Source organism: uncultured Roseobacter sp. (assembly GCF_947492555.1).
Lineage (GTDB): Bacteria > Pseudomonadota > Alphaproteobacteria > Rhodobacterales > Rhodobacteraceae > Roseobacter.
Map to the genome: position 1 here is coordinate 476,380 of NZ_CANLNE010000001.1, position 18,982 is coordinate 495,361.

General features: G+C 60.0%; 15 protein-coding genes. 8 read left to right on the forward strand and 7 right to left on the reverse strand.

Features of this window, described 5'->3' with window-relative positions; translation table 11 throughout:
• Together Q1A07_RS02235 and Q1A07_RS02240 are read left to right on the forward strand one after the other, a co-directional pair.
• On the forward strand, window positions 1-1,029 hold the full coding sequence (locus Q1A07_RS02235; protein ID WP_299777432.1) for an aldo/keto reductase: 1,029 nt from the start codon (window positions 1-3) through the stop codon (window positions 1,027-1,029).
• Entirely contained in the window at window positions 1,026-1,868 is an 843-nt protein-coding gene (locus Q1A07_RS02240) for an amidohydrolase family protein (protein ID WP_299777434.1), read from the forward strand. The genes Q1A07_RS02235 and Q1A07_RS02240 overlap by 4 nt, the downstream gene beginning before the upstream one ends.
• On the opposite strand, the gene Q1A07_RS02245 is transcribed toward Q1A07_RS02240, so the two are convergent.
• The 7 genes from Q1A07_RS02245 to Q1A07_RS02275 form a co-directional block, all read right to left on the reverse strand.
• Window positions 1,856-2,692, reverse strand: coding sequence for a PfkB family carbohydrate kinase (locus Q1A07_RS02245; RefSeq protein WP_299777436.1), 837 nt, complete (start codon window positions 2,690-2,692; stop codon window positions 1,856-1,858). The two genes, Q1A07_RS02240 and Q1A07_RS02245, sit on opposite strands and share 13 nt — an antisense overlap.
• Window positions 2,689-3,675, reverse strand: a complete 987-nt coding sequence (locus tag Q1A07_RS02250) for a TIM barrel protein (RefSeq protein WP_299777438.1) — start codon at window positions 3,673-3,675, stop codon at window positions 2,689-2,691. The genes Q1A07_RS02245 and Q1A07_RS02250 overlap by 4 nt, the downstream gene beginning before the upstream one ends.
• Before the next feature lie 247 nt (window positions 3,676-3,922).
• Window positions 3,923-4,810 (reverse strand): sulfurtransferase, encoded by an 888-nt coding sequence (locus tag Q1A07_RS02255; RefSeq protein WP_299777440.1) that lies wholly within the window; start codon window positions 4,808-4,810, stop codon window positions 3,923-3,925.
• Between the two features lie 23 nt (window positions 4,811-4,833).
• Window positions 4,834-5,493, reverse strand: coding sequence for a peroxiredoxin (locus tag Q1A07_RS02260; protein WP_299777442.1), 660 nt, complete (start codon window positions 5,491-5,493; stop codon window positions 4,834-4,836).
• A gap of 191 nt (window positions 5,494-5,684) precedes the next feature.
• On the reverse strand, window positions 5,685-7,298 hold the full coding sequence (locus tag Q1A07_RS02265) for an alkaline phosphatase family protein (protein ID WP_299777444.1): 1,614 nt from the start codon (window positions 7,296-7,298) through the stop codon (window positions 5,685-5,687).
• Between the two features lie 166 nt (window positions 7,299-7,464).
• Window positions 7,465-7,641 carry a hemin uptake protein HemP gene (locus tag Q1A07_RS02270; protein WP_299779115.1) on the reverse strand — a complete coding sequence of 59 codons (177 nt, stop codon included), beginning with the start codon at window positions 7,639-7,641 and terminating at the stop codon, window positions 7,465-7,467.
• Between the two features lie 281 nt (window positions 7,642-7,922).
• Window positions 7,923-8,930: an extracellular solute-binding protein gene (locus tag Q1A07_RS02275; protein ID WP_299779117.1), complete on the reverse strand. Its 1,008-nt coding sequence runs from the start codon at window positions 8,928-8,930 to the stop codon at window positions 7,923-7,925.
• Window positions 8,931-9,523: 593 nt separating this feature from the next.
• Here Q1A07_RS02275 and Q1A07_RS02280 point away from each other — a divergent pair.
• The 6 genes from Q1A07_RS02280 to Q1A07_RS02305 all read left to right on the forward strand — a co-directional run bounded on the left by Q1A07_RS02280 (window position 9,524) and on the right by Q1A07_RS02305 (window position 18,732).
• The gene (locus tag Q1A07_RS02280; RefSeq protein WP_299777446.1) at window positions 9,524-10,444 is read left to right on the forward strand and encodes a sugar ABC transporter substrate-binding protein; all 921 of its coding nucleotides are present in this window, start codon (window positions 9,524-9,526) and stop codon (window positions 10,442-10,444) included.
• 57 nt (window positions 10,445-10,501) lie between these two features.
• Window positions 10,502-12,034 (forward strand): sugar ABC transporter ATP-binding protein, encoded by a 1,533-nt coding sequence (locus Q1A07_RS02285; RefSeq protein WP_299777448.1) that lies wholly within the window; start codon window positions 10,502-10,504, stop codon window positions 12,032-12,034.
• Entirely contained in the window at window positions 12,031-13,029 is a 999-nt protein-coding gene (locus Q1A07_RS02290) for an ABC transporter permease (RefSeq protein ID WP_299777450.1), read from the forward strand. Before Q1A07_RS02285 ends, Q1A07_RS02290 begins: the two co-directional genes overlap by 4 nt.
• A complete protein-coding gene (locus Q1A07_RS02295; RefSeq protein WP_299777452.1) occupies window positions 13,026-13,970 on the forward strand; it encodes a ribokinase in 945 nt (314 codons plus the stop codon). Before Q1A07_RS02290 ends, Q1A07_RS02295 begins: the two co-directional genes overlap by 4 nt.
• Window positions 13,971-14,024: 54 nt before the next feature.
• Window positions 14,025-15,020, forward strand: a complete 996-nt coding sequence (locus Q1A07_RS02300) for a LacI family DNA-binding transcriptional regulator (protein ID WP_299777454.1) — start codon at window positions 14,025-14,027, stop codon at window positions 15,018-15,020.
• 835 nt (window positions 15,021-15,855) lie between these two features.
• A complete protein-coding gene (locus Q1A07_RS02305) occupies window positions 15,856-18,732 on the forward strand; it encodes a G8 domain-containing protein (protein ID WP_299777456.1) in 2,877 nt (958 codons plus the stop codon).
• Window positions 18,733-18,982: the final 250 nt, after the last annotated feature.

Below are 18,982 nucleotides of genomic sequence, written 5' to 3' on the forward strand. Positions count from 1 at the left end.
ATGGCACTGAAGACAAGGCATTGGGATCGGATCGAAAATGGCGGTGTGACCTTCACCGAACTGGGGTTCGGCACCGCTCCGCTGGGCAATCTTTACCGCGCGATTTCGGACGAAGACGCCCGCGCCACGCTGGATGCGGCCTGGGAGGGTGGCGCGCGCTATTTTGACACCGCGCCGCTCTACGGGATGGGTCTGGCAGAGACGCGGTTGAACCCTTTCCTGCGGGGCAAGCCACGGGATGAATATGTGTTGTCCTCCAAGGTCGGGCGGCTGATGCAGCACTGCGCGCCCGAACATCGCTCCGGCGTGGGCAAGTGGTTCGAGGTGCCGCAACGGCGCGAGCAGTATGACTATACTTATGACGGGGTGATGCGCTCGGTCGAACATTCGTTTTCGCGGCTTGGGGTGGACCGGATCGACATCCTCTACGTGCATGATTTGTGCATCTTCAGCCACGGGTCCAAGGAAATCTCGGACATGCGGATCGAGGAGTTCTTTGGCGGGCGCGGCTATGACGCAATGGTCAGCCTGCGCGATCAGGGGATGATCCAGGCGATTGGCGGCGGAATCAACGAGTGGGAGGTCTGCCAGACCCTCGCCGAGCGGGGCGATTTCGACCTTTTCCTGCTGGCCGGGCGCTATACGCTTCTGGAGCAGGAGGCGCTGAATTCGTTCCTGCCGCTCTGTGAAAGCCGTGGCATCGGGATCGTGACCGGCGGCCCCTACAATTCCGGCATTCTGGCCACCGGGGCAAAACCGGGCGCCTACTACAACTACGATCCCGCGCCCCAGCTAATCATCGACCGGGTGAACGCCATCGAAGCGGTCTGCAAAGAGCATGGCGTGCGCATGGTGGATGCGGCCTTCCAGTTCCCATTGCTGCACCCTGCGCATGTGGCGGTCATCCCCGGCGGCCAGGGCGTGTCCGAGATGCAGGCGAACCTGCAGGCGGCACAGGCCGAGGTTCCAAGCGCGCTTTGGGATGACCTGAAGGCGAAGGGCCTGATGCGGGAAGACGCGCCGACGTGAAGATCGATGCGCATCAGCACTACTGGCAGCCCGCGCGCGGCGATTATGATTGGATGCCACAGGACAATTCGACCCTGAACCGCAGCTATGTGCCCGCCGATCTGGCCCCGTCACTGGCGCGCCAGCAGATTGACGGCACCGTGCTGGTGCAGGCCGCCGCAACAGTGCGAGAGACCGAATACATGCTGGGGATCGCCGATGCGACGCCCAGTGTCAAAGGGGTCGTGGGGTGGATCGATTTTGAAGACACCAGCCACCTTGCGACGTTAAAACGGCTGGCCAAACACCCCAAATTCCTCGGCGTGCGTCCGATGATCCAGGACATTCCGGACGTGGATTGGATGCTGCGCGACGATGTGCAATGGGCGTACCGCGCGCTCATCGATCTGAACCTGACCTTCGACGCCCTTGGCTTTCCACAGCATCTGCCCAATTTCCACAGCCTGCTGACGCGCTACCCGATGATGCGGGTGGTGATCGATCACGTAATGAAGCCCAAGATCCGCGATGCCATGACGGGACAAGATGCGTTCTCAGAATGGGCTGAGGGCATGCGACGTCTCGCTGAAGACACACAGGCCTTTTGCAAGTTTTCTGGCATGGTCACCGAGGCGCGGGATGGGTGGCAGTTGAGCGATCTGCGTCCCTTTGCGCATCATGTGCTCGAGGTGTTTGGCCCGTCGCGCGTGATGTGGGGGTCGGATTGGCCGGTCTGCCGGTTGCAGGCGGAATACGACCATTGGCACGACATCGCCCAAGCGCTGACGGCACATCTTTCTGAAACCGAGCGCGCGGAGGTCTTTGGCGGCAGCGCCAGACGGTTTTACTACCTACTCTGATCCCGCAGAAACGTCTCGACCCTGTTGCGCGTGAGGTTTGCGCGCTCCGGCACCGGCGACGCCACATGCAAGGCCGCTGCAGCCTGCGCAAAGGGGATGGCGCCTTCAATACGGTGCCCATCCAACACCTGCGCAGCCAGCGCACCGACAAACATATCGCCCGCCCCATGCGTAGAAGCTACATTAACCGGAAACCCGGTCATGTGCGCTCCGCCGTAACGCACCCCGTCTGCCCCCAGCGTTTCCAGTTTTGGCACATCGACTCCAGCATAGTGCGCCGCTTCGACCCGGTTCACGATCATCAAGTCCAACTCGTCCGACAGGGCGCCGGGCAGAGTGCGCGCCGGGGCTGCGTTCAGCCAGACAACGGCACCCGCGGCCTTTGCCCGCCGCGCAACCGAGAGGTTCACTGTCTCAGGCACTTCATTCTGAAGCAGAACCAGCTTTGTGCCGGGTGGGATTGAAACCCTGTCGGCCTCAATATTCAAATTGGCCGCCGACACGATCACGGCGCCATACTCACCCTGCGCATCGACAATGGCCGCACTCATCCCGCTGGGGCCGGGATCGGTTTGCAATTGGGTAAGCTGGACGCCGCTGGCCGTCAGGGTATCGCAGATCATCACACCAAAACCATCGGTCCCCACCCGCCCGGCGAAGGCGACCTCGGCCCCCATGCGTGCGGCAGCTACCGCCTGATTGCCACCCTTGCCGCCAAAGACGTAATCGACAGAGGACCCCGCAACCGTTTCATCAAGGGCCGGAAGATGCGGAGCGCGCAGGACCACATCGAGGTGCAAGGCACCAACAACAAGCAAGCTCACGCCAGCATCACCCTGTTCACCAGGCGCATGGCCAAGGGCGCATCCTGGGCCGCAATGGCCGCCTGCAATTCATCATTCTGTACCAGACCGGCAGCGATGGCGCGCAAGCGTTCGACCACCTCGATATTGGTTTGCGCCTCGGCCACCGGATCGAGACCGGAATGATCCGGGAAGGTGTCAAAGTAGATCGCCCCATCGTATCCTGCCCGCTCCAGTTCGACCAATAGTTCGATCGTTTGAATAGGATGTACCGCTCCAACCATCAGCCCGTTGTCCCATTTGCCATACCCGTCGTTGAGGTGCACACCCAGGATCCGTGAATGGCGCGCCACCAAGGCGGCGGCAAAGGCAGGCATCTCATCAGCGTAAAGCACATGGGCAAAGTCGAGCGTCACGCCGGTATTGGCGCGGCCCAGTTCCTTGATCGCCAGCAGCGTGGTGGCGGCATCCGGCATCAGCGCAAAGGCGCGGGGTTCATTTGGTTTGTATTCCAGTGCGATGTCGATGTCGGGGTTATGATCGGCCACCTCAGCCATGGCGGCGAGGGTGTGATCCCAGCCGCGCGCGTAGTCCATCTGGAACGAATAGTCGAAACCGTCCTGCCCCATCCAGAGCGTCATCAGCCTGCCGCCCATCTCTGCCAACACGTCGAGACCACGCTTGGTTTCGTCAATGGCCGCGCGACGCACATCCTTGTCCGGGTGCGTAAACGCACCGAGTTTGTAACCCGGATCGGTGTAATAGCGCATGGCCATGCCATTCAGCGCCATACCATTGTCATCCAATGCGCGGGAAAGATCGGCGGGCCGGTCAGCCACGAAATGATCCGGGTAGTTGAGATCAGCAGCGGTAAGCCCGGCAGAGGCGGCACGCGCCAGAAGGTCGGCGGTGGTTATGGAGTTCTTGCCGGGCCAATAGCTATCCGCTCCAATCTTGAATGCGTTCAGACGGGCGGCGTAACGGGGGCTTGGCGTACTCTTCATAGTCGCGAGCCTAACCGCAACCTGGGCCGGGTAGCAATTTGCATTTACCCGCATGTGCGACGTGTGTGTCTTCCCGAAAGTGCCGATGTGGGTCAGCCGGGGCAATTCAGGCTGAATTGCCCCGGCGCGCATTTTGCGAACCAGCACGTGCCGGGTAAAAAGCATCCTGAGGGTGGAGAGGGGAAACACCCTCAGGCAAACGAAACGCACTGTCTGTCCGATAACAGTGCGTCTCGAGTTCTCAGGCTCAGACCCCACCCGCTCTTGGCAGAGACGGATCCTGACCCCATTCCGCCCACGATCGGTGGTAGACGCGGACGCGAGGATAGCCCAGCAGACGCAAGGCGACGTAGCTATGCGAGGACGCAAGACCGACTTCGCAATGGATCACGATGTTCTTGTCAGGGGTTACACCGTGCCCTGCGAAATGCGCCTGCAACGCATGTGCGCTCAAAAACAAGCCTTCCGCATCCAGATTTGCACTCCACGGGACATTCTTGGCCCATGGGATGTGCCCCTTGGCGAAGGTCTTTGGCGGGCGCACATCGATCACAATGGTGTCGCGGTCGCGGCGATGCGCCATGATGTAATCGGCACTGGCGAACCGGCGTGGCATCAGAGCAGAGACAAAACGTCCGGGTTTGGGATCTGATTTCCGGCTCGCCAGCTTGCCGCCATTCGCAATCCATGCCTTGAGCCCACCATTCAGCAGGGTCACCTTCTGATGACCGAGGTATTCGAGCAGCCAGAACATGCGTGCCGCGTGGAACCCACCACGATCATCGTAGAGGATGATGTGACGGCTGGGCAGAAGGCCATTCTCTCCCAAAAGAGCTTCGATTTCCGCTTGCGGTCGCAGGGCACCTTTGACCGGTCCTCCTTGGGCCACAACCGCATTGGCATCCAGAAGGATGGCGCCCGGAATGTGCCCGGCGGCGTATTTCTTGGCGTTCCGCACATCGACCAGCACGGCAGGTTCGTCACCTTCCATCCAGACCTTGGCATCAAGATCTGCGGCACGGATAAGCAGGTCGGGGTGGGCATAGTCTGTGACATTGGCGACGGCCAGACGCGGCAAGGCCGTTGCCGCCAGCATCAGTCCGCCAAGTCTACGGCGTGTGAGTTTCATGGTCATTTTTCAATTCCTGAGGTTGGAGTTCAGCCTGGCTGCGCCACAAGGCGCAAATAGGGGCGCGGCGCGTCCCATCCGGCGGGAAATTTTTCACGGGCCTCTTCATCCGAGACCGCGGGCACGATGATGACGTCTTCACCCTGTCGCCAGTTCGCCGGCGTCGCCACCTTGTGGCGGGCAGTCAGTTGCAGACTGTCGATCGCGCGAAGCACCTCGTTGAAATCACGGCCAGTGGTCATCGGGTAGAGGATGATCAGCTTGATCCGCTTGTCCGGACCAATCACAAACACACTGCGCGCCGTGGCATTGTCCATTGCCGTGCGATCTCCGGCCGCGCCTTCTGCCTCTTCGGGAAGCATCTGGTACAGCTTGGCAATTTCAAGGTTCGGATCACCGATCATCGGGAAGTTGGGCGCCATGCCTTGTGTTTCCGCAATGTCCTGCGACCAGCGCCGGTGCGACGAAACCGGGTCAACCGATAAGCCGATGAGTTTAACACCGCGCCGATCGAACTCCGCTTTCATATGCGCCATGGCGCCCAGTTCGGTGGTGCAGACCGGCGTAAAATCCTTGGGGTGTGAAAACAGAAGGCACCAATCATCACCGATCCATTCATGTAGTCGGATCTGCCCTTCGGTGGTGTCAGCGCAGAAATCCGGCGCTATGGCATTCAACGAAAGCCCCATAACAATCTCCTTTTGATCAAGCCCGGGATACGCAATCCATCCCGCCAGTCCTGACCTAGAGACTCGTGGGTGACTCGACCTGAAGAAATCCTGAACCTTTGTTGAAAGAACGCTGCGCATGAACGCTCATCATCAATGGGCACGGCCGGATCAGCCTTCAAGCCATACATCACGAGGCCTTGAAGCGGGTATCAGTTGCCGCTGTGCCCGTCCTGGATCGCATCTTTGAGGTCGTTTTCGTCCCAGAAGCCGATCAGCACGCCCTGATCCACCTCACGGCCCTGCCCCGCTTCGATCTCGGCATCGGTAATGGTCGTGCGGTTGTGGTGACGCCGCGCCCAGCGGTTCATGATCTCGGCAAGGCGTGCCCGCTCCGCCTCATAGGCAGGATCGGCACCCAGATCGTGAAACTCCTGCGGATCGGTTTGCAGGTCGTAGAGCATTGGGCGGAAGCCTTCGCAATGGATGTACTTCCAGCGCCCGTCAAAGACCATCACGAGACGGCAATCCGCAATCGGCTGGTTCAACGCTTTTTGCGCCATGCGTCCCGAATAATCATATTCGCTGATCACGGCGCCGCGCCACGGGAGATCTTGGCCGCGCAGCAAAGGTAACAGCGACCGCCCCTCCAGAATCTGCGGCCGTGCGGCCCCCCCGGCCCAGTCGACAAAGCTCGGGGCAAGATCAATGGCCTCGATCATCTGGTGCAGAACCTGACCCCGGGTCCGGTCCGCCGCTGGCGAGGGGTCGACCACGATCAGGGGCACCTTGACGGATTGTTCGTGAAACAGCTCCTTTTCCCCCAGCCAGTGGTCGCCCAGATAGTCGCCATGATCGGACGTGAAGACGATCAGCGTCTCCTCGGCCCGGCCGGTTTCGTCCAGCCACGCCATGAGCCGCCCGATCTGGTCGTCCAGCTGTGCAATCAGCCCCATGTAGGCGGGGATCACGCGGGTGCGGACCTCGTCGCGGGTGAACACCTTGGAAAACCGGTGTTCGAAATAGGTCGCCAGGAGCGGATGCGGATTTTGCCGTTCGACATCGGAGCGGAGGGCGGGCAGCACCTGATCGGCGGAGTACATGTCGTGATAGGGCGCGGGCACGATGTAGGGCCAATGCGGCTTGATGTAGCTCAGATGCAGGCACCACGGCTGGTCCCCCGCCTCTTCGATGAAGGCCATGGCGCGGGTGGTGGTGTAAGGCGTCTCGCTCTCTGCTTCAGGCACGCGTGCCGGTTTGTCGGCATGGGACATGAACCAGCCGGACAGGATCTCGTCATCCTCTCCGGCGGCTGAATTCGCCCATTGCTCCCAGGGGTTCGGCCCGCCGTATCCCAATCCCGCAAGGTGATCGTTGTAGTGCGACGGCGCTTTACCCCCCGTCGGATGGACACCATCCAACCGATCCCAGACCTCGAAACCGCATTCGGCAATACGCGCACCGATGCCAGAGGTCGGATCAATGCCAAGCCGCTTCATCCCTTCGGTATCCGCCGCCATATGGGTCTTGCCGCAGAGCGCCGTGCGCAGCCCCAGCGGCTCCAGATGATCGCCCAGGGTCATTTCGCCCACGCGCAGCGGCGTCTGGTTCCATGTCGCGCCGTGACTGCGCACATAGCGCCCGGTATAGGTGCTCATGCGGCTGGGTCCGCAAATCGGCGACTGCACATAGGCGTTGTCAAACCGGACACCGCGCGCCGCCAGCGCATCGATATGCGGCGTCTTCAGATGCGGATGACCCGCGCAGCCCAGGTAATCAAAGCGCAGCTGATCGCACATGATGAAGAGGATGTTCTTTTGCGCCACGTCTCACCTTCCGCTATCCCGCCGCCGGGCTTCCGCACCCACGCGCATATCAGGCATGTCGCGGACAGCCTGAGCGTTTTGGGTCGGAATGCCAAGGGCACCGGCAAAGGATACGCAATTCGATTGCCTGAGCCAGCGGGCAAGGAGAGAGGATCGCGGGCCGCAGCTATTTGGTCAGGATCAGCTTGCCCGCCCGGGTGATGCGCAGAAAATAGGGCTGTCCATCCAGCACCAGCCGCGCCTGCACGCCTGTCTCAATCAAGGCACGGACATCGTAGGTCGCCATGTCAGCCGCGACACTGTCTGTGGTGGCAGATTGCACCGGGGGCACCATGGCATTCATGATGTCACCTCCGGGCGGACCAAAAACGGCGCGCGTGTCAGGCGCGGGAAAGCGGGGAAAGGGCATGGCTCCATTGAGACCTCCAGTAAACTGCATGGCTCCGGGCTGCCCGGTTCGGGTGGCTGGGACGTGTTGAAATTCTGCGGGAATTGACGGCAGGAGTCAATTCCGACAAAAAAACTTGGCTATTTTTCTCCGATGTTTCCACGCAACATCACAGTGCGGAAATGGAAAAGGGCGCGGCCCTGCCACACCCCTTCCCTATTGGTGTCTGAAAGGCGTTACTTCCAGCCGACTTCGTTAAAAATCTTCTGCGCGGCAGGCACATTCTTGGCCACGGCGGACAGATCAACCGCATCGGCCTTGTAAGCACCCAGTTTCGACACACTTTCGCTCACCGGAACGCCCTCAACGGCCGGGAATTCGTCGTTCCCGGCAGAGAAATACTGCTGCGCCTGATCGGAAGCGAGGTATTCCATGAACTTGACGGCGTTGTCCTTGTTCGGCGCATGGGCGGCCACACCGCCACCAGATAGGTTCATATGCGCGCCTTCCGCTTCCTGTGCAGGAAACACCCAGCCGATTTTCTCGATATCCGAGGTGACGCCAGAGACATCTTTGCGCAGTGCGCGGGCAAAGTAGTAGGTGTTGGATATCGATATGTCACATTGACCGGACACCAGACCGCGCAGCTGGTCAGTATCGCCGCCTTCGGGATCGCGTGCAAAGTTATCGACCACACCCTGCGCCCAGGCCTTGGCGGCCTCTTCACCGTGGTTTTCGATCACCGCCGCCAGAAGCGTTTGGCTATAGACGTTGGAAGACGACCGGTGGCAGACCATGCCCTTGTACTTGGGATCGGCCAGCGAGACGTAATCCATCGGCGGCTCGGACACATCTGCCGTGTCGTAAAAGATGATACGCGCCCGCTGAGAGAAGCCGAACCACTGGTTGTCGCTGTCCTGCAGGTTTGCGGGAATGCGCTCTTCCAGCACCGCGCTCTCGATGGACTGCAGAACGCCCGCGTTCTTGGCGCGCTCGAGACGGGAGGTGTCAACGGTCAGCAGAATGTCGGCGGGAGAGTTCGCGCCTTCCGCTTCCATCCGCGCAATCAGCTCGTCGGCCTTACCTTCGATCCGGTTGATGGTGATGCCGGTCTGTTCGGTGAAATCGGAGTAGAGCCGTTCGTCGGTGTCATAGTGGCGGGATGAATAGAGGTTCAGCTCCCCTTCCGCCTGCGCCAGAGAGCCGGTGCTGATCGCGGTCGTCGCGGCCAGTGCAGCAAGCATGAATTTCGATGGTGTCGACATTGGTATCTCCCAAAAGGTTAATCCTTATTGATTTACTCAATTACTGATTCCGACGGGGAAAGCAATATTGTTGATAGAAATTGTTGGGTAAATTATGTGATTTTCCGAGTGTTTTTATAAACTTTAGTCAGCGAAGCGGTTTCGGCGCTTGGTCAACGCGCTCGACCTCTTCGAGGCGGCCCGGTTTTCCCGGCGTCACATTTTACACTTGAAGCGCGCGAAAACCCGGTATCGTGTCATCGGCAAAACCAACTGCCCGCGACAACCACACAACCTGAAGCTGTTCGTGCATGTTAAGACTTCTTCAGGACTGACCACTCAATCGGAGAGCTGTGCGAATTCAGCGCCGAGAAATTCGCGTTCCGGAAGCTGGACAGAGGCGCGCCGTAACCCGTTGTTTCGATTGCCATTACCAACCGAAGCAATGGGAATCCCCGTTACCTCACCTACTACTCCACTAAAAATGAAACGTTTCATATTGACAAGAATCACTTTCACTGACTTGCTTGACTCAGGTTGAACATTCGCCGTGGGGGCGGCTGTGCGGCCGAGAATTACTCAGGGAGGCTCATATGAAGCTCATGAAATTCGCTGCCGCGGCAGCGACCAGTATCTTATTGTCTACATCCATCGCAGCTGCCGACGACAAGCCCGTTGTCGGGCTGATCATGAAGTCGCTGGCGAACGAATTTTTTCAGAACATGCTGGCGGGCGCTGAAGCCCACGCGGAGAAACGCGGCGACTATGAGTTACGCGCGGTGGGCATGCAAAATGAAACCGACTTTGAAAGCCAGATCAACGCGGTGGAAAACTTCATCACGCAAGGCGTGGACGCCATCGTTGTGGCCCCTGCTGATTCCAAGGCAATGGTCCGTCCGCTGAAACGCGCGATGGAGGCGGGCATCGTCGTGATCAACTTTGACGTGGCCTTGGACGAAGGCGCGAAGAAACAGCAGGGCGTCGATCTGGCTTTTGTCGGACCCGACAACCGCGGCGGTGCCAAAATGGCCGGTGATGCTCTGGGCAGCGCATTGGGCGAAGGTGCAAAGGTCGTGATCATCGAAGGCAACCCCGGCGCGGACAACGCAACGCAGCGCCGTCTGGGCTTTGAAGATGCCGTGGCGGAGCACAAGCTGAACCTGCTCGACAGCCGCACCGCCCATTGGGAGACCGAGGAAGCCAACCAGGTCTTTGCCACCATGTTGACCGCGAACCCGGACATTCAGGGGGTGATGGCGGCCAATGATTCCATGGCCATCGGTGTCGTCAAAGCGCTGGAATCCGCAGGCCGCAGCGACATCAAGGTGGTCGGTTTTGATGCCATTCCCGCCGTGCTGCCGATGATAGAAGACGGGCGCCTGCTGGCCTCCGTGGATCAGTTTGGTCAGGAAATGGCGGCGAACTCCATCGACCTCGCCCTCGACGTGCTGGCCGGCGGCCCACAGCTTGAAGGCTGGGTCAAGACGCCAATCGAACTGGTTGCGGGCGAATAAACCGCCCCTCCCGGCATCCGGCGCGCGACGCCGGGTGCCCCCAACAGGATCAGAGCCATGACCGCATCCCCCCTCCTTTCCGTGTCAGCATTGCGCAAATCCTTTGGCGGCATTCACGCGCTGGACGGGGTGAGCTTTGAGCTTGAACCAGGCGAGGTGCATGCGCTGGTCGGTGAAAACGGCGCCGGGAAATCCACGCTGATCAAGGTTCTCTCGGGCGTACACCTGTTCGACGCCGGAGACATCACGCTGGACGGTGCGCCCTACAGGCCTGCCTCGCCGCATGCGGCAAAGCTGGCGGGCATCCAGGTGGTGCATCAGGAATTCAACCTGCTCAATGATCTGAGCGTAGCCGAAAACATCTCCATTGAGGCGATGCCAAAGACGCGGCTGGGTCTACTGGACCGGGGGGAGATGAACCGCCGCGCCCGCACCGCACTGGATGCCATCGGGCTCAGCGATGTGGATGTGACCACGCCCGTGCGCCAACTTGGGATCGCGCATCGGCAGCTTATTGAGATCGCGCGGGCGCTGCAAAGCGAGAGCCGCATTCTGATCCTGGACGAGCCCACCGCGACGCTGACCGAGCGCGAGACAGAGCGGCTGTTTGAGATTGTCGCGGGCATCAAGGCCAAGGGCGTGACGGTGGTCTTCGTGTCGCATCATCTCGACGAGGTGTTTGGCATCTGCGACCGGGTGACCGTGTTCCGCAATGGCGAGACCATTGCGACCCGGGAGATTGCCGATGTGACGCCTGCGGATGTGGTCCGCTTTATGGTCGGGCGCACGCTGGAAGAGGCCCAGCACGCGGGATCTGAGACGCATCTGGGCGCAGAGATCGCGCTGAGGGTTGATGGCTTGCGCACCACCGCGAACCCCACTGGCACGCCGGTGAGTTTTGAGCTGCGGCGCGGTGAAATCCTCGGGATCGCCGGGCTGGTCGGCGCGGGACGCACCGAGGTGCTGCGCGCGATTTTCGGGGCTGACCCGAAGCTGGACGGTCAGGTCGAGCTTGGCGGTCAGCCGGTGCAGATCACCGGACCGCGCGACGCGATTGCAGCGGGCATCGGCTTTGTGACCGAGGACCGCAAGGAGGAGGGGTTGATCCTTGATATGCCGATCAGCGCCAACAGCTCGCTGGTCGATCTGGGCACTATATCCCGGCGCGGCCTGCTGAATTTCGGCAAGGAACGCGAGATGGCCGCCCAGGGCGGTGCACGGCTTAAGTTGAAATACGGCAAGCTGTCGGACCATGCCGCCAGCCTCTCGGGTGGCAATCAACAGAAGGTGGTGCTGGCGAAATGGCTGGCGAAAACGCCGAAAATCCTGCTGCTTGACGAACCCACGCGTGGCGTCGACGTGGGTGCCAAAGCCGAGATTTACGGAATCCTGCGCGATCTTGTGGCGCAGGGCATGTCAATGATCGTGGTTTCTTCAGAACTGCCCGAACTGATCACGCTCTGCGACCGGATCATGGTCATGGCCGGTCAGGAAATCCAGGGCACGCTGGCGCGCGCCGATTACTCACAAGAGCGCATTCTGCATCTGGCCTACGGGCAGACGCAGACCGACGAAAGGATCCCCGCATGAGCGCCGTCGACATCACCCCCCATTCCCCGGAGAAAACCAGCATGTCCATTCGGTCTGTGATCAACAACGCCGGGATCGGCATCGCATTGCTGCTGATGATCCTTTTCTTTTCGGTCGCGAGCGAGCATTTCCTGTCCGCCAACAATATCACCAACATCCTCACGCAGATCACCATCAACCTGGTGCTCGCCGTGGGTATGACCTTCGTGATCCTGATCGGCGGCATTGACCTGTCCGTCGGCTCGGTCATGGCCTTTGCTGCCGTGGTGGCAGGCAAGGCGATCACCCTGCCCGGGCTTGGGGCGACCGAACTCATCATTCTGGCCGTGCTCGCAGGTGTGCTGGCGGGCATGGTCTGCGGCATTCTGAACGGGGTGGTCAGCGCCTATTGGTCCCTGCCGTCTTTCATCATCACGCTGGGCATGCTCAACATCGCACGGGGCGCGGCGCTGCAAATCTCCGGGGCGCAGACGATCTACTCCTTTCCCTTCGCCTTTGAAGAATTCGGCTCCAAGCTGATCTACGGCGTGCCGGTGGTGTTCCTGGTCGCCCTAACGCTGGTGGTGATCGCCTGGTTCGTGCTGAACCGCACCGTGTTTGGACGGCTCATCTACGGCATCGGCAACAATGAAGAAGCGGTGCGGCTCGCAGGTCACCCCGTTTTCTGGTACAAGGTCGCGGCCTTTTCGATCTGCGGGCTGACGGCGGGGATCGCCGCAATCATCTATATGGCGCGGCTGAACATTTCCTCACCCATTGCGGGCATCGGGTTCGAATTGAACGCCATTGCCGCCGTGATCATCGGCGGGACAAGCCTCAGCGGCGGGCGTGGGTCGGTCATTGGCACGCTGCTGGGGGCCTTCATCATCGGGGTGCTGGCCAACGGGTTGATCCTGATTGGCCTGAGCGACTTCGTGCGCCAGATGATCACCGGACTTGTGATCGTGATCGCTGTCATTCTGGACCACTATCGGGCAAAGTATTCCGCATCATGAGTGATATCGTCGTCGTCGGCAGTGTGAATATCGACCTGACCAACCACCTGCCCCGCTGGCCGCAGGTCGGCGAAACGGTCACGGCTATCCGCACGCAGGTGGGTCTGGGCGGCAAAGGCGCCAATCAGGCGGTGGCCGCAGCACGGCTCGGCGCGAAGGTCAGCCTGATCGGGGCGGTAGGCGCCGATGGCTTCGGGCAACAGGTGACGGCCTTGCTGACAGAGGCAAATCTGGATCTTGCCCTCGAAACCCAACCTCGGGACGCAACCGGCATGGCCTTCATCGACGTAGGCCCGGACGGTGACAATATCATCCGCCTCGCGCCGGGGGCGAATGCCTCCCTGACGCCAGAGATCATCCTGCGGCATGCGCCGCTCATCGCGCGATCCAAGGTGCTGTTGCTACAAAATGAAATCCCGCTGGCAGCCTCGCTGCAAGCCGCACAGATTGCGCGCCAACACGGGGTAACCGTGATCATGGACCCGGCCCCCGCCCCGCAGCCGATGTGGGATGCGGACACGCTGGCGCGTTTCGATATCCTGACGCCAAACGCCCATGAGGCCGCGCTGATCACCGGCCACCTGCCGGGCGGTTTGCCCGAAGGTGAGATGACGGCCACGGCACTGACCACGCTGGGACCGCGCGGCGCGATTGTGACCATGGGCGCACAGGGCGTGGCCTGGCAGATCGGCGACGCGCAGGGTCGCAAAGCTGCACCAAAGGTCGATGCGGTGGATACTGTGGGTGCTGGCGATTGCTTCAATGGCACGCTGGCGGTGTTTCTGGCCGAAGGCGCAACACCGGAACAGGCGATCACTATGGCGGTGGAGGCGGCAGCCCTAGCGACCACGCGACCAGGGGCAGCGGCAGCGGCACCCAGTCTCTCCGACCTGCTGGCCTTCCGGTCGGAAGAGACCGCGCCAGCGGTCACAACCCATTGACACCAAAGCCCAAGGACCGGAAAAACTCAGGCTGACACAGAGCAGCGAGGACATATGTCGACTGTCAAGGATGTAGCGCGCGAAGCCGGGGTGTCGGTCGGCACCGTCTCAAAGGTGCTGTCCAACAACACCACGGTCAAGACGGCCCTGCGCGAGCGGGTGCTGCAGGCCGCGTCCGATCTGAACTATCGCCCGAATATGGCCGCCCGCGCCCTGCGCACCAACAAGATCAATATCGTCGGACTGGTGGTGCCAGACATCACCAACCCGTTCTTTGCTCAACTCGCCCTGCGAATCGAAACCGAAGCGGCACAGCGGGGGCATACCGTTATGCTGACCAACTCGCATGACGATCCAGCCACGGAAGAGCGCCAGATCGCGGCGCTGCTGGAGCAATCGCCGCACGGGTTGATCATCGTGGCCTCGAACGATTCCAGTTCACAGCTGTGCAACACGCAGGTCAGGGTGGTCTCTTTGGACCGCCGCTTTCACGCCAGCCCCCTGGTCAGCACAGACCATGTGCAGGGATCAGAGTGTGCTGCCGAACACCTGATTGGCCTGGGGCATACAGGCATCGCCTATCTCGCCGGGCCGCAAAACACCGAAGTCGGGCGCCAGCGCCGGTTGGGGTTTGAGCGGTGCGTGGCGCGCCATCAGGCGACGAACCCTAACCTGTCTCTGCGCGTCCTCGAAGGTCATTTTGACTACGAAAGCGGAGAGCAGATGGCGCGGAAGCTGCTGATGTCGCCGCCCGACATCCGGCCCACGGCAATTGCCGCCGCCAGTGACCAGATGGCAATCGGCGTGTTGCGCGCCGCGCGAGACATGGAAATCGCTGTACCGGAGACCCTTTCGGTGATGGGATTCGATGACATCACGCTGGCCTCTCTCGTGGTGCCGCGGCTCACGACGATCTCTCAGCCAAGCGCCCTGCTGGCGAAAGAAGCCGTGCGACAGGTTCTGCTGGACAGAGATGCGCAGACGAATGACGCCCTCATCGAGGGCGAGTTGGTCATTCGAGGCTCTACCGCCGCTGCACCGGGAGTTTGATACACCGTCAGTACGTCCGGAGGACCAATAATCCCGCCCCAACGGGTGCAGCCGGTCACAAATTCTTCCAGCAAAACGAAGGCTGCTCTTAACGTTTCCGCAAACCCGGGCAGAAAGCTACGTGAGTAGGCAACTGCCAGATGTGGCACAGATATCGGGCGGACAACACCATCCGGACGCCCGTGGGCAATCAGCGGGTGACGTAAGCTCTCGCCACGACATCAACCCTTTGGATGACCGCATTACCCTCGGATATGCGGTCTCCATACAGATCACGGACCGTGCGCGTGATGCCAATTCTGCGCTGCCACCGCGCTGCCGTGCCGTACAAAACCCGCCGGAAACATCAAAGCAGGTTGGGCGTCGGGTCTGGTTGGGAACCGTGTCACGTCAAGCGCGAAGTGCCAAGACACCACTGGAAGGCGGCGCAAAAACCGGAGCTTCATTGCGTCCAGACGTTTGGATTTCCCAAAAGTTGCCACAATTGTCCAGAGCAACGTCACCCTAGTCGATCTGGGTGCCGCGTTCGGCAACACACCGGTTCCTTCGCATCGCAATCCGCAAATACTTAACAATCCGCCAGCGCAACCCAAACGCGTTTACGAAGCCTTTACACTTCGTCGAAACCTGAATGCGGCTAAACTATGAAAACTCAATGTTATCAGTATGTAAATCTCGGATTTGAGGTTCGGCGGCACGCAAAATCCATGCACTAAAAAGTTGAATCTAGTTGTTGCGAAATCGCGTTTTGACGTGCAAGGGTATGCACCGGGGGACCAACCTACAGTAGTGTGATTCTACCACATTACCATGCTGCACGCTGGAGAACCGCGAGATGTTTTCATTCCTGAAATGGATTTACGACACCGGTGGCCTGTCCGATTTCTTTCAAAAGCTGACCGAATATTTCGAAGCGACCCAAGAGGACGCGTCAGAGGATCCCCCCGTTGATCCTGCACCCATCGATCCACCCCCGGACACCGGTGGCGAAGACACTCCGGAAACGCCGCCCGAAGCCGGAGAGGACCCCGTTTGTGAAGAGCACGATCAGGATCCGGTGACACCACCCAATGAAGATGGCGAAGACCCCGCCCCCCCCTTCACGCCCCCGGAGACAGGAGGAGGTGACGATCCCCAGGACCCGGAAATGCCGCCTGAAGAGGGCCACGGCGACGAGCCGAACGATCCAGAGACACCACCTGAAGACGGGCATGATGATGGTCCGCACGATCCTGAAACGCCGCCTGAAGACGGGCATGGGGATGAACCGCATGACCACGGCTCAGACCTGCCACAGACCCCGGAGGAAATCGAAGCATTCGTGGCCGAGGTCAGAGCTGGGCAGGATGGTCACCACCCCCACGATCCGGGCTCCCCGCAGGGTATGGAACATATGGCGGCGCTGAACCTCGTCTCGCCCGCAGACGCCACGCACATCGCCATCGGCAACGGCAGCTGGTTCGACGCCGACAACTGGTATCAGGGACAAATCCCTGACGCAGACGCACGTGTGGTAATCCCCGATGGGGTGCACATGACGTATGACGCCGTGAGCGACGCCAGTCTCTTCACCGTCCGTGTTGACGGACATCTGGAGTTTGCTCATGACGCCGACAGCCAGATGGTCATTGACACGATGGTTATCTCTCCCAGCGGCACATTGACCATCGGCACAGAAGAGACACCAGTGCAGGCGGATGTCAGCGTTGATATCGTGTTCGCCGGGAACGGTCCCATCGATACCGACTGGGACCCGACGCTGCTGTCCCGAGGACTGATCGCCCATGGCGAAACAAACATCCATGGTGCAGAGAAAGACGCCCATGAAAAGGTAATTGACGATCCAATGGAAGGCGACACATGGGTCGAGTTCGACAGTGCCCCGGAAGGCTGGGAGGTGGGCGACACCATCGTCGTGGCGGGGACCCATTATCGCGGGCACGACTGGAATGGCGTCAATGGTGTTGACCCTTTCCCCTCGCAAGACGAGGTGCGCACGATCACCGACATTCAGGACGGCATGGTCTACTTCGACGACCCGTTGCAGCATGACCATGACGCCCCACGCGATGATCTGAGTACGTCCGTGGCGAATTACTCGCGCAATGTCACCTTCTCGTCCGAAGACGGCGCAGATGCGGAAATCTACGCGCGGGGGCATGTGATGTTCATGCACAATGATGACGTGGATGTGCGTTATGCGGCATTTCATGATTTAGGGCGCACCGACAAATCAGAATCCGCGCAGGATGCCAGTGATATCAATGACATCAGCTTTGATGATAACGTAAAAGGCCGCTATCCCGCGCATATTCACAAGGCGGGCGTTGGGGATCTGGAGGATCCGGCAATACTGATGGGCAATGCTGTCTTCGGCTCTCCCGGTTGGGGTATCGTGCACCACGATTCCAATGCGATTGTCGATGGAAACGCGACTTTCGATACCTTTGGTGCCGGCTATGTGGCCGAATCCGGGAATGAAACCGGTGTTTGGAGCAACAACATAGCCATTTACGCCGAAGGCAACAGCTGGGCCGCCCCGAAGGACGGCAATGATATTGCCAATTTCGATCTGGGTCAGACCGGCGATGGCTTCTGGTTCCAGGGGCGTATGGTGGAATCCACCGACAACATTGCCGCCAGCGTAAATCACGGGTTTGTCTACATGCACCGCGGGTTCGAAGAGGGTCTCTATACCGCTGACTCGGATGTCTTTGCAGCGCCGGATGCCTTCTTTGGCGACGAGACGGTATTCCTTGATCACTTCCCTGTGCTGGGTTTCGACGGCAACGAGACCTTTGCCGCCAAGGAAGGCCTGCATGTGGTGAAATCCAACCCCAACCAGGGCCACGATCTGCACAGTAAGTTCAGCGATTTTACCGCGTGGAACGTGCGGTCGGGCGCGCATTTCGAATATACCTCGCACTACATCATCGAGGATTTCGATCTGATCGGGGAAGGTCCGGGGGTCAGCTACAGCTCGGCACAGGTCGGCGTCGATTTCGGCCCGAACACAACCGACATGACCCTTATCGGGACGCAGATCTCAGGGTTCGATACGGGCATGGATTTGTTCAAATGGTTCACACCGAACAACCCCGGCACGCCGGATCAGTTCCAGCATACGATCATTGATCCGACCTTCGAGAACGTCAATCAGGAGTACGAGAACTTCAATCCAGCGATTGATGAGATCGTGAACTCTGCCGATCTGCCGGAGAACGTGCAGCCCGATCTGGTGCTGGATCCGATGACCTACCGCGAGGGCTGGCCTGATCCGGGTGCCCGGATTGTGGAAATCAGCGGTACCAAGACCGACAGCCTGGGGCAAACCAGCTTTCCGGCAGGAACCGACAGCTACAACATGGATATGGAGGACGTGCTTCGGGTTCTGGAGACGGATGGCTACTATTCGACGTCTGGCGGAGAAAACTACTTCATGGTCGATCTCTACTTCTCTGACCGGATTACCGGTGACATCTACACCGAGAGCCATCCGGTGATGATCGATCCGAATGTCCCGCTGGGCAACCAGTTCACCTCCTATGGAGATGCAATCTTCAACGGGTTAGCTGATCTGGATGGCAGCGAAAGCGATCCGACGCAGGAAGCGGCCGACCTCTTTGCGCAGTTGACGGACGGTCAGGTGGTCCTCGCCGAAGACCCACCTGATCCGGAAGAGGAGGAGTTGCCGGAAGAGGCCACGGCCTGAGGATTTCGTGACGGGTCGGCACTTGCTGACCGCTCGATGTCTGGCGGGATGAAGGCGGGCAGCGCGACGCTGCCCGCCTTCATTTCATCATTGTGAGCCAGGACACCATGCTTCTCGTTCTACGTGTCCAAGATTACAGACAGGCACGTCATGATTCCCATACCACTGAGCCACTTCCCGTAATTCCGTTGCTTTTCTGATGGGTACGGTAGTAACAAAGGTAGTTAACCAACGGACTGTAGTTTCTCGC

What these genes read in the sequence shown, in the direction of transcription:
- Q1A07_RS02295 (WP_299777452.1), top strand. Translation starts at nt 13,026, where the DNA reads ATGAGTGATATCGTCGTCGTCGGCAGTGTGAATATCGACCTGACCAAC.
- Q1A07_RS02285 (WP_299777448.1), top strand. Translation starts at nt 10,502, where the DNA reads ATGACCGCATCCCCCCTCCTTTCCGTGTCAGCATTGCGCAAATCCTTT.
- Q1A07_RS02300 (WP_299777454.1), top strand. Translation starts at nt 14,025, where the DNA reads ATGTCGACTGTCAAGGATGTAGCGCGCGAAGCCGGGGTGTCGGTCGGC.
- Q1A07_RS02235 (WP_299777432.1), top strand. Translation starts at nt 1, where the DNA reads ATGGCACTGAAGACAAGGCATTGGGATCGGATCGAAAATGGCGGTGTG.
- Q1A07_RS02255 (WP_299777440.1), bottom strand. Translation starts at nt 4,810, where the DNA reads ATGACCATGAAACTCACACGCCGTAGACTTGGCGGACTGATGCTGGCG.
- Q1A07_RS02275 (WP_299779117.1), bottom strand. Translation starts at nt 8,930, where the DNA reads ATGCTTGCTGCACTGGCCGCGACGACCGCGATCAGCACCGGCTCTCTG.
- Q1A07_RS02305 (WP_299777456.1), top strand. Translation starts at nt 15,856, where the DNA reads ATGTTTTCATTCCTGAAATGGATTTACGACACCGGTGGCCTGTCCGAT.
- Q1A07_RS02270 (WP_299779115.1), bottom strand. Translation starts at nt 7,641, where the DNA reads ATGAATGCCATGGTGCCCCCGGTGCAATCTGCCACCACAGACAGTGTC.
- Q1A07_RS02280 (WP_299777446.1), top strand. Translation starts at nt 9,524, where the DNA reads ATGAAGCTCATGAAATTCGCTGCCGCGGCAGCGACCAGTATCTTATTG.
- Q1A07_RS02260 (WP_299777442.1), bottom strand. Translation starts at nt 5,493, where the DNA reads ATGGGGCTTTCGTTGAATGCCATAGCGCCGGATTTCTGCGCTGACACC.
- Q1A07_RS02250 (WP_299777438.1), bottom strand. Translation starts at nt 3,675, where the DNA reads ATGAAGAGTACGCCAAGCCCCCGTTACGCCGCCCGTCTGAACGCATTC.
- Q1A07_RS02290 (WP_299777450.1), top strand. Translation starts at nt 12,031, where the DNA reads ATGAGCGCCGTCGACATCACCCCCCATTCCCCGGAGAAAACCAGCATG.